At 40.2% G+C, this 13,853-nt stretch carries 12 protein-coding genes; 3 read left to right on the forward strand and 9 right to left on the reverse strand.

Annotation, left to right across the window (positions count from 1 at the left end):
• Window positions 1-15: 15 nt before the first annotated feature.
• The 6 genes from FZF08_RS00475 to FZF08_RS00500 all read right to left on the reverse strand — a co-directional run bounded on the left by FZF08_RS00475 (window position 16) and on the right by FZF08_RS00500 (window position 8,740).
• Window positions 16-1,395 (reverse strand): mercuric reductase, encoded by a 1,380-nt coding sequence (locus FZF08_RS00475; RefSeq protein WP_229216366.1) that lies wholly within the window; start codon window positions 1,393-1,395, stop codon window positions 16-18.
• 11 nt (window positions 1,396-1,406) lie between these two features.
• Complete coding sequence (locus FZF08_RS00480; RefSeq protein WP_200836999.1) at window positions 1,407-1,688, reverse strand: DUF427 domain-containing protein; 282 nt, start codon at window positions 1,686-1,688, stop codon at window positions 1,407-1,409.
• Window positions 1,689-1,842: 154 nt separating this feature from the next.
• The gene (locus FZF08_RS00485) at window positions 1,843-2,742 is read right to left on the reverse strand and encodes a glycerophosphodiester phosphodiesterase family protein (protein ID WP_159466666.1); all 900 of its coding nucleotides are present in this window, start codon (window positions 2,740-2,742) and stop codon (window positions 1,843-1,845) included.
• 140 nt (window positions 2,743-2,882) lie between these two features.
• Window positions 2,883-3,716 carry a glycerophosphodiester phosphodiesterase family protein gene (locus FZF08_RS00490; protein ID WP_159466667.1) on the reverse strand — a complete coding sequence of 278 codons (834 nt, stop codon included), beginning with the start codon at window positions 3,714-3,716 and terminating at the stop codon, window positions 2,883-2,885.
• A 61-nt stretch (window positions 3,717-3,777) separates the two neighbouring features.
• On the reverse strand, window positions 3,778-5,355 hold the full coding sequence (locus tag FZF08_RS00495; protein WP_159466668.1) for a SusD/RagB family nutrient-binding outer membrane lipoprotein: 1,578 nt from the start codon (window positions 5,353-5,355) through the stop codon (window positions 3,778-3,780).
• Between the two features lie 13 nt (window positions 5,356-5,368).
• A complete protein-coding gene (locus FZF08_RS00500; RefSeq protein ID WP_159466669.1) occupies window positions 5,369-8,740 on the reverse strand; it encodes a SusC/RagA family TonB-linked outer membrane protein in 3,372 nt (1,123 codons plus the stop codon).
• 438 nt (window positions 8,741-9,178) lie between these two features.
• Between FZF08_RS00500 and FZF08_RS00505 the strand changes: the two genes are divergently transcribed.
• The gene (locus FZF08_RS00505; protein WP_159466670.1) at window positions 9,179-9,655 is read left to right on the forward strand and encodes a hypothetical protein; all 477 of its coding nucleotides are present in this window, start codon (window positions 9,179-9,181) and stop codon (window positions 9,653-9,655) included.
• A gap of 7 nt (window positions 9,656-9,662) precedes the next feature.
• Here FZF08_RS00505 and FZF08_RS00510 read toward each other — a convergent pair whose 3' ends face one another.
• Both FZF08_RS00510 and FZF08_RS00515 read right to left on the reverse strand, forming a co-directional pair.
• Window positions 9,663-10,292 (reverse strand): DUF1080 domain-containing protein, encoded by a 630-nt coding sequence (locus FZF08_RS00510; protein ID WP_159466671.1) that lies wholly within the window; start codon window positions 10,290-10,292, stop codon window positions 9,663-9,665.
• A gap of 253 nt (window positions 10,293-10,545) precedes the next feature.
• Window positions 10,546-10,803, reverse strand: coding sequence for a hypothetical protein (locus tag FZF08_RS00515; protein WP_229216367.1), 258 nt, complete (start codon window positions 10,801-10,803; stop codon window positions 10,546-10,548).
• Between the two features lie 554 nt (window positions 10,804-11,357).
• Here FZF08_RS00515 and FZF08_RS00520 point away from each other — a divergent pair.
• A complete protein-coding gene (locus FZF08_RS00520) occupies window positions 11,358-11,651 on the forward strand; it encodes a helix-turn-helix transcriptional regulator (RefSeq protein ID WP_159466672.1) in 294 nt (97 codons plus the stop codon).
• A gap of 20 nt (window positions 11,652-11,671) precedes the next feature.
• Window positions 11,672-12,772 (forward strand): NADH:flavin oxidoreductase, encoded by a 1,101-nt coding sequence (locus FZF08_RS00525; protein ID WP_159466673.1) that lies wholly within the window; start codon window positions 11,672-11,674, stop codon window positions 12,770-12,772.
• A 126-nt stretch (window positions 12,773-12,898) separates the two neighbouring features.
• Here the strand turns inward: FZF08_RS00525 and FZF08_RS00530 are convergent, their stop codons facing one another.
• The gene (locus FZF08_RS00530; protein ID WP_159466674.1) at window positions 12,899-13,831 is read right to left on the reverse strand and encodes a metallophosphoesterase; all 933 of its coding nucleotides are present in this window, start codon (window positions 13,829-13,831) and stop codon (window positions 12,899-12,901) included.
• Between the last annotated feature and the right edge of the window lie 22 nt (window positions 13,832-13,853).

The raw sequence follows: 13,853 nt of genomic DNA on the forward strand, positions 1-13,853 counted from the left end.
CCAATAATGAGAAAATTATTTATCCAATGACATAAACAAATTGTTAAGCGATTCGGCATACGTAGGATGCGCAAAAACACCGTTTTTTATTTGTTCATATGTAACGCCGCCAATCATTGCCATTTGAAGGATCGTGACCACTTCCCCTCCTGCCGCTGCCAATACTGATGCACCAAGAATTTTACCCGAATCGGCATCAACGACTGCTTTCATCATACCGCGCGTATCACCCGTTTCAATGGCTCTGGCTACGCTTGTATTCGGAATTGTTGCGACGATAACATTTTTTCCAATCTTTTTAGCTTCCTGTTCCGTAATACCAACACGTCCAAGCTGGGGATCAATAAACATGCAGTAAGGAACAAGGCGATCTTTTGTGGACGCATCACCTTTGTTAATTACATTTTCCTGAATTATCCGATAATCATCATACGCGATATGCGTAAATGCCGGTCCGCCTTTTGCATCTCCCAAAGCAAAAATTCCTTCTTTTGATGTTTCCAGCTTATCATTAACCTGAATGTATCCTTTTTCATTTATTTCAACACCAGTAACATCCAAACCCAAATCGGCCGTATTTGGTTTTCTACCAATTGCTACCAAAACATGTGAACAGGAAATGTTTTTCGAAGTCTCCGCAACACTTAAAAAGAGATTTATACTTCCCTCTTCCTTCTTAATTAATTCGACTTTACAATCGGTTATAATTTCAATTTCTTCTTCCTTAAATATCTTTACAATTTCATCCGCAATATCTTCATCTTCTCGGTGTAATATTCGTTCTGATTGCTCCAAAATCGTCACTTTGCTACCAAAACGACGATACATTTGTCCAAATTCCATTGCGATATAACCGCTTCCAATAATCACCAGATGTTCAGGAATTTCCTGCAATTCCATAATAGTGGTGGAAGTCAGGTATTCAATTTCTTCTATGCCTTCTACCTCTGGAATCGAGGGATATTCACCAACATTCAAAAAAAACTGATCGGCCGTCAAAACCTGAGTTTCGCCCGTATTTAGCTTCACCGTGATCTCTTTGTCTCCAGTAAAAGTGGCTGTCCCATAAATCAGATCCAGGTTTTCAGTTTTCAGAATTCCCTTTTCAGAACCACCGCGCATTCTTAAAACAACCTCATTTTTTCGTCCAAGAATTTCATGGAGATCAACCGTGTAACCACCAACATGAATACCAAGTTTTTCGCTGTTAGCAACTGACCAGGCCAGTTTTGCAGAAGAAATCATCGCTTTTGTAGGCGAGCATCCGTCATTTACACAGGTTCCGCCTACCCATCTTTTTTCAATCAAAGCAGTTTTCATTCCTGCTTCGGCAAGCTTTTTCGAAAGTGGCGTACCTGCCTGGCCGGAGCCGATTACAATTGCGTCGTATTTCATAATGGTGTGGTTCAGGCTTCTATTTTAACACCTTTCCAAAAGGCGATGTAATTCTTAATATTTTGAGCTGCATCTTTTGGCTGAGGATAATACCAGGCGGCATCAGGATTTGATCTGCCGTCAACTTCCAAAGTATAATAAGAAGCTTCGCCTTTCCATGGGCAGGTTGTGTGTGTGGCCGACTCAATCAGATATTCTTTGTTGACCGACTGCAGGGGGAAATAATGGTTATTTTCGATAACGATCGTCTCGTCACTTTCTGCAATTACTTCGTGGTTCCAGATTGCTTTCATGGGAATTATTTTATTGACAGATTTCTAAAATTTGGTAACAACATTTTCAATGATAACATTAAAATTGTGCCTGATAAATTATAAAAAAAGGCAGTATGCTTTAAAGCTTACTGCCTGAACAAATTTTTTCTATCTGCAATTTTTACTATTTCCCCTATCTAGTCTGATAACTTCCAAAAAGTTTGATCATGCGGTCTGGCTGATTTGTTATAATTCCATCCACACCATAGGCAGCCAGCTGGGACATATCTTTTTCTTCATCAACCGTCCACGGCAAAACCAGCACTTTATTTTCATGTGCTTTTTTCACTAACTCTTCATTCACAAGCGTGTAATATGGACTATAAATATCCGGCTTGAAGCCAAGTTTTGTAATATTGTCATCAAAACTATCTTTGTTCATCAACAAAAACGCGAGCTTTACTTTTGCATTTTCCTTGTGTAAAATCTGCAAGGTGCGTGGATCAAAAGACTGAATTGTTGTACGGTTTTCGATTTTCTTCTTTTTGATCACATCCATTACCAGGGAAACAAAAACATCCGGGGCCGGATTAAAAATGCCATCTCCCTGTGGGGAAATTTTGGTTTCCATGTTGTAATAAACAGGTTTCAGTTTATTTTTCTTTACATACACCTCAACACTATCAATTAAATCGGAAAGCAATGGCTTGTAAGTTTTCATTTTCTTTTGCTCCGGAAAACGTGGGTGTGGCTTACTGCCGCCATCAAACTTACGGATGCTATCGTATGACATTTTAAAAAGCGACAGACTTTTTTCTTCACTTTTTGAAATAGAGGAACCGTCAGGCTTCAACATAAAATCCGACGACATATAGGAATCATGCGAAACCACGACCTTTCCGTCGGCGGAAATAACACAGTCAAGTTCCAGCGTTTTGGCACCAAGTTTTACCGCATTGATCATGGATGTTACGGTATTTTCCGGATACAAAGCCATACCGCCGCGATGCGCCTGAACATCCAGTTTTTGTTGAGCGAAAGCGGTTGTGGAAAGTAGGGTTCCGGTAAGTAAGGTTAATAGCAGGTTTTTCATTTTGAATGATTTGATCGATAATTTATTATGGATGGATAATTCGTTACCATAAAATATTGCGGTGCTCCGCACCTTATGAACCATAGGGAATTGCGGCCTTCTACCGCGCGGCGGACCGCAAGTATTTGAGTGCTCTGCACCTATTTCGTTAAGCTATTCTTGATTGAAATTAATAAAGCCGGATCATCGGTATAAATACGTTCAACGCCAACTTTTAGTAATTTTTCCAAAGTTTCGCGGTCATTGACGGTCCAGGTACCAATATGAAGTCCGGCGGATTTTACCTTTTGAACTGTTTCTTCTGTTATACCTTTGTAATGAATGACCAACGTTTCAAATCCCTTTTCCTTTGCGATTTTAATATCTTCTTCCACATTCGTAGTCGGAAGTCTGTCCCAGAACACAGGAATTTTCGGTGCTATTCTTTTTACATCAGACATATATTTCAAGCTTCCATCGTTAAAACCAACCATATTTTCAGCTTTTAACTTTCTCACAATTTCAATTGCTTCCGCAACGCAATCCGCTTTTGGCTGAATAGACAAGTGTGTCTGTTTTTGTTTCATGATCAGTTTTACGGCATCTTCCAGAAGCGGCATATGCTCCGCCGGACATTCCGCTAATGTCTTTCCGTTTCGTGTACGAAAATCAGTAGCGATATCCACTTTTTTCAATTGTTCATACGTTGAATTGGCAATCGCAAGATCGATATCTCCTACCCTTTTGGTTGTCGGATCGTGCAGGACGACGATTTCATTATCCTTTGTTTTGTAAATATCAAGTTCAACCCAATCAACACCCAGATCAATTCCGCTTTGGAAAGCCTGCAACGTATTTTCAGTATACTTGATGGAATTTCCACGATGGGCAGTTACACCACGATGCAGGGAATCGGCTGGGAAATTATCCGCATTCACGGTCATTGAAAATGTAAAAACCGATACTAAGGCCAGAAAAAGTGCTTTATTTTTCATTTGGATTTCAAATTAGTATCCCGCAGATTTTACCGTTGGGTAAAATCTGCGGGATTTATTTTTATTTCAACAACCACATGATACCGTTTACGTCATCGACATTATTGTATTGGGTAATGGCTGAATTGTAATTCGCCGTATTAGCCGACTGTTCTGCCGCCTGATACTTGTAGCGCATAGCGATTTTACCATTATTACCTGTCCCTACACCCGTTTTGAAAACCGGAATGCCCGTTCTGCGCCAGTTGAAATAGGCCTCCAAACCACTGTTCAGATAAAAGGCGATGTATTTTTGCTCTAAAATCTGTTTTAAACCAGCATCATTATTTCCTGCATATTTAACTGTTGCCTGAGCATAATACGCATCATAATCAACATTAACCGTTGAAGAAACATAAGGACCAGCAACGGGCACACCCAACGGAAGAGAATAAACCGTCATCGAGCCTTTTGCCGGGATCGAATAAAAACTCATTGATGCTTTGATACCTGCATTATAATATGCTTCCGCATCTCCCAAAGGTCCTTTTGTAATCCATCCATGGTTAATGGCTTCGGCGATATTAAAACACATTTCTGTGAATCCGATGATCGCGGTTGTTTCTCCCGTATATCCTGAATAATACCGGTACCGGTTGATATAACTCAAAACACCACCGCCATTCTGGCTCGCCAAAGCGCCCATATCCAGTCCGATATCTCCACCTTTGAAAGATGAAAAGTCGGTAGGACTTCCACCGGCTGTAACCAAACCCGGAGCAGGATCCGTGGTAATAAAAACGCGTGGATCTTTGCGATCCGTCAATAAACTTACATAAGTAGAAGTACTGTTGTTCAAGGCACCGTTTGCAAAAGTTTCCTTATTTAGCGGATAACGATTGGTAGGGTTCAGCCACGTATATTTCAATTCATTGGCACTTGTCAGCATGATAGGATATTTTACCGGATCGTTGATGATCATGGCAAATTGCTGAGTAACATTCAAATCAGCGTCGGTAGTCGCCTTTTTGCTCAAATGAATCAGCAAACGCAGACGGAAAGTGTTGACCACTTTTTGCCATGCTGCCAAACTGTTTGAGAAATACATATCACCCGTTAAAGTCACATCGTTTTTTGCGATTAATTGGGTAAGATCCGCATTTGCTTCTTCCAACATTGTCAGGCTGTTTTGGAAAACAGTTTTCTGAGAATCATATTTCGGCATCAAAGCCGTTGCTCCCTGCAAGGCTTCCGACATAGGAATATCTCCCGTTTCAAGGCTCATTTTTGTAAAATAATAAGCTCTGAAAAACTTGCCTAATGCGTGGTATGGATTCAAATCAGCTGCTCCGGAAACCGTCGCCTGTTTTTCCATATTGACAACATTGGTCAGCGTACCGTACAATTGGCTGCCCGCTCCAAAATTGTATTGATTATTTCCAAAGTAGGAATTGTTCTGTAACTGATACTGATTCGTGCGGTCAAGCTGTCCACCCGGCGATTCAAGCATCGTGTTCAAAACCTGGTTGAACAAAAGGGATGCAGGTACATCCGTTGGTTTGTTTGGATTAACGTAGAGATCATCAAAACTTTCCTGACAACCTGTTCCCAGCGACACCAGCAATGCCAATGTTACTATTTGCTTTATATATCTTTTCATTTTCAAATCTTAATTAAAACACAATGTTTAAGTTCACTCCGTAACGGCGTGTCGTAGGCGTTTGCAGGCCGGATGCCGAACTTGCTCCGTTAAATTGCTCTACATCAATACCTTTATACTTATTTCCTTTATAAAAATACAAAAGGTTACGTCCAAGAACTGAAACAGAAACTTTATTGATAAACGTGCCTTGCAACCAGCTTTGTGGCAGGTTATAGCCGATAACGACTTCACGAAGTTTCGCGTAGGTTTTGCTCGTCAACATACCTTCCTGAATTTGTCCATAATACTGAGTCGCCCAGGTTTGTACGGTACTGGTTGATGTATTTTTTGCAAATTTCAAGTCCGAATAGTTGGTTACATTTCCAAGGTTATCGTATTTAATCGCCACTTCATTGGAAACCTGGACACCATCACCAACGTAAGTTCCTTTGTAATTACTAACCCCTGCATTTGTATCATCATCCAATCGTGATTTCCCCAGAGCTCCCTGAACTGTTGCTGCGTTCGCACCACCCTGCATCGTCAGAGAATACAGACGGTTTGAAATAATACCACCTACGCTTCCGTCAAACTGGAAACTCATGGTCATGTTTCTGTATTTGAATCTGTTGTTGACCGACCACATGTAATCCGCATTCATATATCCCAGAAACTGGTTGATCGGATTTTTCAAAGGTTTTCCACCCGCGTCATAAACAATTTGTCCATCCGGCGATTTTACGAAACCTGTTGAATAAAGTTTATCGGTACGATCACCTTTTTTGAAGAAAGTATTGTAGTTGCTCTGTCCCGGAGGCAGTTCACTGTAAACTTCTTTAAACGTTGACCAGTTTGCCATCACATCCCAGGAGAAATTTTCTCTTTTAACCGGCGTACCGTTCAAAGAAATCTCAATACCATTTTTCTTTGTTTTCAATGCATTGATATAATACGAAGCGTAACCAGTTGAAGGAGAAATGGCATTGGCCAAAATTCTCGGCCCGTCGATATACTGGAACACCGTAGCACTCAATCCTAAACGGTTTGCAAGAAAACGCATGTCAATACCTTCTTCAAAAGTTTTACGGTTGAAAGTTTTGATATTCGGATCATAAATACTTCCAGAAGAATTTGCGGCTGTAACGTTATTGTAAGGCTTGCTGGTTGAATAAACAGCCTGCAAAGAATAATCCGGACCTCCGTATGGGCTCAAATAATTGTTTCCATATTGAGAAAATGCAGTGGTTAAAGTTCCTGCTGTTGAACCCGATAATGTGGTATACACATTGAAAGGCGTTGCGCCAATCTGGGTTGCGGTAGCATCACCGTGAACGGTTGCGAACGATCCGCGCACTTTCAGGAAGGAAATAATTTCAGGAATTTTGATATAATCTGAGATCACAGAAGCTCCTGAAACGCTTGGATAAAAATATACATTGCTTCCGTTTGGCAAAGCAGACGACTTGTCTACCCGGCCCGTTGCCGAAATCGTTGCGTATTTCCCAATCGAGGCATCCAAAGAAGCGTAAGAACTGATCACACGCATTTTTGAATTAAAATTGTTTGTCATCAACTGGTTCAAACTGTTGTTGAAGTTGTAGACATTCGGAATAACCAGGTAATCCGTCGATGTAAAGTTTGAGTTGTAATTAAAGTTACGAAGACTACCTCCCACCAAACCGGAAAGGTTGATCAAACGGCCAATGTTATAATTGTAGTTAACCTGCACATCCGTATTGTTCTCAAACATATTACGTCTGTCTTCACGATAATCGCCCTGCCCCAAAGTTCTTGCATAGGTAAATGCACCCCATGGCATTTTCTCAGAACGGAACAGCGAATAAGTTGTGATTTGCGAGCGACCGGTAACGTTTAAATGTTCATCCAGCTTGTAATTCAGCGACATATATCCGTTAATATCCGTTTTGTCATGACCGCGTTTCCAGTCTTCCACCATCATCCACGGGTTGTTATAATGCACGTGCTCAGGGAAAACGATTTTTACATTTTTCTGGCCTGGCTGCCATTTTCCACGAATATCCGGCGCATCCACATTCCATTCATCACCTGTCCATACCGATAAATTGTAAATCAAACTATTGGGTCCGTACGTTACATCCGGCACATTGTCTGAATATGTTTTGTTAAAATTCACGTTGGCATTGAAAGTCAGACGTTTGCTTAACTGATAGGAAGCTGTTGTATTGAAATTCAAAACACGCACGCCGGTATTCGGTACAATTCCTTTTTGATTGGAGTGCGACAAAGAAAAACGCAAGGCATATTTATCTCCCGAAGCGGATAAGTTGATATTGTTTGTCGTCTGAAATCCTGCACGTAAAAAACGATCCAGATTGCTTTTTCCATCCAGATAACCACGGTTTACATAAGGCTCAGGTTTGATATGACCTTTGTATGTTAAATCACCAAAAGTAGTTGTGTAAGTCTGATCCGGCGTGTAGGCTCCGTCATATTGTGGAAGCAACTGACCTTTGAATTTTGGCCCCCAAAGCTGATACTGAGCATCTTGCAAACCTCCGCCAAAACCATCTGCAAAAGCATATTGTCCGTACATACCGCCACCATATTCATGCTGTGTATTCGGAACCGCGATAAATCCTTTATCAACCGAGTTCGTAGAATTGAATTCAACGGTGAAACCTTTCTTTTTTCCGGCCTTTTTTGTGGTGATCAAAATCGCACCGTATTGTGCGCGGCTACCATATAATGCAGCGGCGGCCGGTCCTTTCAAAACTGTATACGTTTCAATATCATCCGGACTGATATTCCAGGTATCCGAGCTGATTGGCACACCATCAACTACATAAAGCGAAATCTGATTTCCTCTCAATAATAAGGAAGGTGAACCCAATAATTCCGGGTTCATGGCTACTGAAAGTCCGGCTACTTTTCCAGTCAAACCTGTGATCGGATTTGAATCTCTGGCTTTTACTAAATCTTCCCCTTTCACTTCCTGAACCGCGTAACCAATACGTTTCACTTCTTTTTTGACCCCCAAAGCTGTCACCACAACTTCTTCCAGATTTGCAGAAGACGGATTTAGTTTAACATCCAGTTTATTATCAGTAGCCGGGTGGATCAAAAATCCATTCACTACCTGCTTTTCAAAACCGATATAACTAAATGTCAAATCGTAAGCCGATCCTTCACGAAGATTATTAAAGATAAAATTCCCGTCGATATCCGAGGTTGTACCACGCGTTTCAGCATTGACAGCTTCTTTCAAAATGATAGAAACACCGATAAGCGGCTGTCCTCTTTCGTCCAGAACGCTCCCTTTCATTTGGGACGTTTGAGCAAATGCAGAAAATGAAGAAACCAGAGCCAACGCACTGATCCACCACTTAAACTGACTTGTAAATTTTTGTAAGGTTTTTTTCATAAAATGTTTTAGTGAAAATTAGGGCAATACTTTTCCAGCCCACATTTTGTGGGGTAAAAATTATTATTTCAGATTTAGGTGAGTAATGTCCGGGTTTTACCGAACACGCTTTTTGAATGGTGTCTTGCCTTTTAAAAGAATGGTTTTACTTTTTTACCGCCAGATTATTTTGAGGAATTATCAATATGTAACCATGTTTAACACGGTGCAAATGTACATGTTTGAACATGTGCAAAATGTTAAAATCGTGCCGGAAATGTTATGAAATTGTTAGCAAAAAAAGCTCATTCAAATAAGTTAAATGATACCTTTAAATAATCCAAAACAAGCAATACTGACCCAAAACCCTAATATTGGATTTAAAATAATTAGTAAAACGGTGGATTACAGAATTTTTACTTTATCTATATAAAGCCGAAAATCAAACCCAAATTGAGTATGCGTATTACCAAAACATTTACTGTTATATTTCTTTTTTGTCTTGTTGTCACTTTTGTAAGCTGTAACAATTCTGCAGGTGACGCAAAAGAGGCGACGGAAAGATTACTTAATACGGACAAATGGCTAATAAGTGAAATTGACGCCAATGATGCGCCGGTTTTTAAAGACGGAAAACTGGTTCAACAATTCGGCGGACCGAGTTTTGAAAGATATATGGAAAACGTGCGGTTTAATAAGGACGGCACTTTTACAGGTTATTTCAAAGGCGAAACAAACCCGATGACTTTGAAGTGGAAAACAAATGACAAAAATATTACCGTTTTTTCAGCTGATTCAGCTGCGGCAAAAGGTGGAGAATGGACGATTGATCCATCCGACGTTTTCAAAGGTTCATTCAGTATGAAAACACAGAGCACGGCTTACAACTATCCGCAAATGACAAGAGTTGAACTGAAATTTAAAAAGGCAGAGTAAGGAAAAGTCAGAGTTCCTGGATCCAAAGATCCTTATAAGCAACCTGTGCTTTCCCGCCGCCATGAATTTGCAGACCTATCAGTCCGCTTTGAGGTATGGATTGATCTTGTTCCGTATAATCTACGGTTTGCGTTCCATTCAGCAGAATCCGGATATGGCGGTTTTCACATTTAACTTCATACTCATTCCAGTCGCCAGGTTTTAATATTTTTTTTATCAGTATTGAATCCGGAGCGATCAGCGTTTTGTTCCGGCGGGATTCGTCATATAAACTTGCCCAGTATCCGTCTCCCAAATCCGCCTGGTAACCGACCATTTCATAATCCGGTTTTTCAGCATGTTTGCTTCTGAATTGTACGCCGGTATTAATAAATCCTTCCGTTCCGGTCAGTTTGAATTTAACTTTCAGATCGAAATTGGCGTAAGTTCTTTTTGTACAAAGAAAAAAATTATGCGGAACAGTTTCCGTTAAAGATCCTCCAATGATGGTTCCGTTTTCGATGCGCCAGGTTTTTGCTGTATCACCTTCCCATCCGTCAAAATTTTTACCATTAAAAAGATTCTTCTGTTTCGCTTCCGGAGAAATTATGAAAGCGGCCAGGAACAAAAAGGCGAAAGGAAGAAAATATCGGATCATAAATTCAGTCGATTGTCGGTCAGCTTATAAAAGCATCAACGATAACATGTTATACCGTTTTGAAACTGGAAATTTCGAAATCCATTTCGCTGTGAATTGGGTAGACCGTCAAAAATTTTAATAATCTCAAAAATCTGACAGCCGAAAGCCGACTGCCGAAGTACCGTTTAAACCAAAAAAAAGGAAGACATGTATCCCCCTTTTTTCTCCCGTCTAAAATTACTAGCCTTCCCTCCGAAGGCCGTACTCAAAATTACTTTTTTGAATCGCTTTTCAATTTAAGCTCTACAATGTTTGCTTTTTGTGGCGCAGTGTAGTTATCGTTTTTAGTAACAATCGCTTTTTGTGGAGCTGGTGTTTCCAACGTAGGAACTGATTCTGGTAAAGCTTTACCAATTGTTGCAACAGTTGCTTTGTCTTCGTTAACTACGATATTTGAAGTTGCATTTGCATAACTAGTGATGGTCATTGCAATCATTGCAGCAGCCAAGATATTTTTTGTATTTTTCATTGTTGTATCTGTTTATTTTATTTTGATTGTGTGACTGTTAAATCATGCACAAATATAATACAATATTCTGATACAATGCGTTCATTGTACATTAGAACAAAATTAAATTCCGTTTGACATATTAAAACCAACTTAAAAATAAAAGTATCTGGATTATTAATAATTGTACTAATCTAATATTTTTAATCTAAAAGAGCCATTCACGATCCACTGAATTCTGCGACGTTCTTCTGTGTTTGATATAAATACTTTTAGCTTCAATTTCATGTCTAGTTTAAACCATTGATCATTGCATATTTAGTACGTAAAACAGAATATTCTATGGCTGTCATGTGGAAGACAATTGTTTGGAGAAAATAAATTGAAAATATTTTTAAAAAATTTTAAAAATATGATTTAACGGTATTTACGCCGTCCATTTTTAGGTCACGAATCAGAATTATCGTAAAAAATATCTTAATTTCGAAGCAAGAGAAATCTGTTTATTTAAACTACTTTACAAAATATTTATCGACTTATTGGGATATCGGGATTTTCCGATATAACTTTGTATTATGGATCAGGTAGAAATCTTCAAAGCGCTATCAAACAAGTCCCGACTGGAAATTCTTAACTGGCTTAAAAATCCGGAATTGCATTTCTCAGCTGAACATCAGAATTCTTCGGGCGTTTGTGTGGGAATTATTCAGGAAAAATCAGGATTGACACAATCCACCATTTCTGAATACTTAACCATCTTAAAACGAGCAGGTTTGATAGAAGCGACGCGCTCGGGACAGTGGACTTATTACAAAAGAAATGAAGAAGCTTTCGCCGCTTTGAGCAAATTGATCGAATCCGAAATATAACTTATCATAAATCGAAAAGTATGAGTTCTGAACAATTATTCAAGCCATTCAGCTTGAAGTCTTTAAATATTAAAAACCGCATTGTGATGGCTCCAATGACGCGTTCTTTTTCGCCAAATGGCATCCCTACTGCCGATGTTGCATCTTATTATAGTAGAAGAGCTGCAGCACAAGTTGGATTGATACTTTCAGAAGGAACTGTAATTGACCGTCCTTCTTCTTCCAATGATGCAAACATTCCTCATTTTTATGGCACAGCAGCATTAGCTGGCTGGAAAAATGTTATTGATGGTGTACATGCGGAAGGCGGAAGTATGGGGCCGCAGATCTGGCACATGGGTGTGATGGCAAATCATCATTCGGGATGGAAGCCATCGGTGCCTTTTGAAGGACCTTCGGAATACAATAACCCGAATCTTAAAAACGGTGTCGCCATGACCGAAGCTGATATTGCTGATACAATTCTGGCATTTGGCCGCGCTGCTGCCGATGCGAAAAAACTTGGGTTTGATTGTGTAGAAATCCATGGTGCACACGGATATCTTATCGACCAGTTTTTCTGGGACGCGACAAATAACCGAACCGATCAATATGGTGGAAAAACATTGGCAGAACGCAGTCGTTTTGCTGTTGAGGTTGTAAAAGAAGTAAGAAAACAAGTAGGTGAAGATTTCGCCATTATCTTACGTCTTTCTCAATGGAAACCGGCTGATTATAATTTTCAACTCGCAAAAACGCCGGAAGAAATGGAATCTTGGCTGCTACCGCTTTCAGAAGCCGGTGTAGATATTTTCCATTGTTCGCAACGCCGTTTCTGGGAGCCTGAATTTGAAGGATCTGACTTGAACTTTGCGGGCTGGGCGAAAAAAATTACAGGGAAAGCTACGATCACGGTAGGTTCAGTTGGCTTGAATGGTGAATTTCTAGCCGCGTTTGCCGGAGAAAGTTCTCAGCCAAGTTCACTGGATGAATTGTTACGTCGCTTCGATAGAGGAGATTTTGATCTTGTGGCTGTTGGCCGCCCTATTTTGGCTGATCCGCATTGGGTTGAAAAAATTAAAGAAAACAAAACAGAAGAACTCGTAGGATTTTCGAAAGAAGCACTTGGTGCTTTGTTGTAAATCTTTTTGAATAAATTTAAAAATCCCGGCCCTACAAGGCTGGGATTTTTTGTGCCTTCGCACCGAATTGCAATCGGGTCGGATATGGTTTAGCACCGATTGCAAATCGGAGTTAACCCTTACCAATCAACTCCAACGGTAGGTGTGATAATTATTGGTAAAAGATCCATCTGAAAAGAGATCAATGACGGCATAACCTGCTTTCGTTTCCTGCGTTTTTCCAAACCAATAATCTCCGCAAACCGCTCCATTGCAGCAATACGCTATATCATTATACACAACCTGATCCAGCAAATGAATATGCCCGCTGATGGCCAGTTTGATATTTTTATGCTTATGAAATAGTTTAACCAGAGCAGCACAATCCGTATGCATCCAACTTCCGGGAACGCGCCAGCTGCCCTCTTTCACATTTTCTCCATCCAAAAAAACACAAGCGGACAAAATTGGAATATGAGAAACAACCATTACAGGTGTTTCTGATGACGTTTTTTTTAAATCTTTTTCCAGCCAATCCATTTGCTCTTCACCAAGCATAGCCGTGTACGGCGATCCATCCGGCTTCAACTGTACACTATCCAAAACGATAAAATGCCAGCCATTCTGGTCAAAACTGTAATGTGGTTTTGTCAATTGCAGCTGATCCATGGCTCTGGTTTTTCCGCTTTCGAAGGCAGAAACACTATGATCCTGACACCAGATATCATGATTTCCCACGCAGGTATATACGGGCAGGGAATTTTCATTTTGTAATACTTTATGATACAAAGCCCACTCCTTCTCCGACTTATCTTTTGTAACATTACGAGAACCCATCACAACATCGCCGCCATTAAAAATCAGATCAGGTTTTATTTCCAGATTTTGAAGTTGGTGCAAACATTTTGTCAGCCCGTGCGCAGCCAGAATATGCGGCTGAATATGGATGTCCGTAAGATGAGCGATGCGTAAGGCACGTTTTGGCGAAGTCGCTACCAGTGATTCTCCCTTTGACAGTACCGGCAAAGAAAATCCGCCGGCCAGTAATCCTATGTTTTTCAGTAAACTTCTACGCTGCATGCCATTCAGGGTTGGTTATACA

The sequence above is a fragment of the Dyadobacter sp. 3J3 genome, from assembly GCF_009801115.1.
In the GTDB taxonomy this organism is placed as follows: Bacteria; Bacteroidota; Bacteroidia; order Cytophagales; family Spirosomataceae; genus Dyadobacter.

Coding starts and splice junctions, on each gene's coding strand:
- FZF08_RS00475 (WP_229216366.1), bottom strand. CDS start 1,395: ATGAAATACGACGCAATTGTAATCGGCTCCGGCCAGGCAGGTACGCCA.
- FZF08_RS00480 (WP_200836999.1), bottom strand. CDS start 1,688: ATGAAAGCAATCTGGAACCACGAAGTAATTGCAGAAAGTGACGAGACG.
- FZF08_RS00485 (WP_159466666.1), bottom strand. CDS start 2,742: ATGAAAAACCTGCTATTAACCTTACTTACCGGAACCCTACTTTCCACA.
- FZF08_RS00490 (WP_159466667.1), bottom strand. CDS start 3,716: ATGAAAAATAAAGCACTTTTTCTGGCCTTAGTATCGGTTTTTACATTT.
- FZF08_RS00495 (WP_159466668.1), bottom strand. CDS start 5,355: ATGAAAAGATATATAAAGCAAATAGTAACATTGGCATTGCTGGTGTCG.
- FZF08_RS00500 (WP_159466669.1), bottom strand. CDS start 8,740: ATGAAAAAAACCTTACAAAAATTTACAAGTCAGTTTAAGTGGTGGATC.
- FZF08_RS00505 (WP_159466670.1), top strand. CDS start 9,179: ATGCGTATTACCAAAACATTTACTGTTATATTTCTTTTTTGTCTTGTT.
- FZF08_RS00510 (WP_159466671.1), bottom strand. CDS start 10,292: ATGATCCGATATTTTCTTCCTTTCGCCTTTTTGTTCCTGGCCGCTTTC.
- FZF08_RS00515 (WP_229216367.1), bottom strand. CDS start 10,803: ATGAAAAATACAAAAAATATCTTGGCTGCTGCAATGATTGCAATGACC.
- FZF08_RS00520 (WP_159466672.1), top strand. CDS start 11,358: ATGGATCAGGTAGAAATCTTCAAAGCGCTATCAAACAAGTCCCGACTG.
- FZF08_RS00525 (WP_159466673.1), top strand. CDS start 11,672: ATGAGTTCTGAACAATTATTCAAGCCATTCAGCTTGAAGTCTTTAAAT.
- FZF08_RS00530 (WP_159466674.1), bottom strand. CDS start 13,831: ATGCAGCGTAGAAGTTTACTGAAAAACATAGGATTACTGGCCGGCGGA.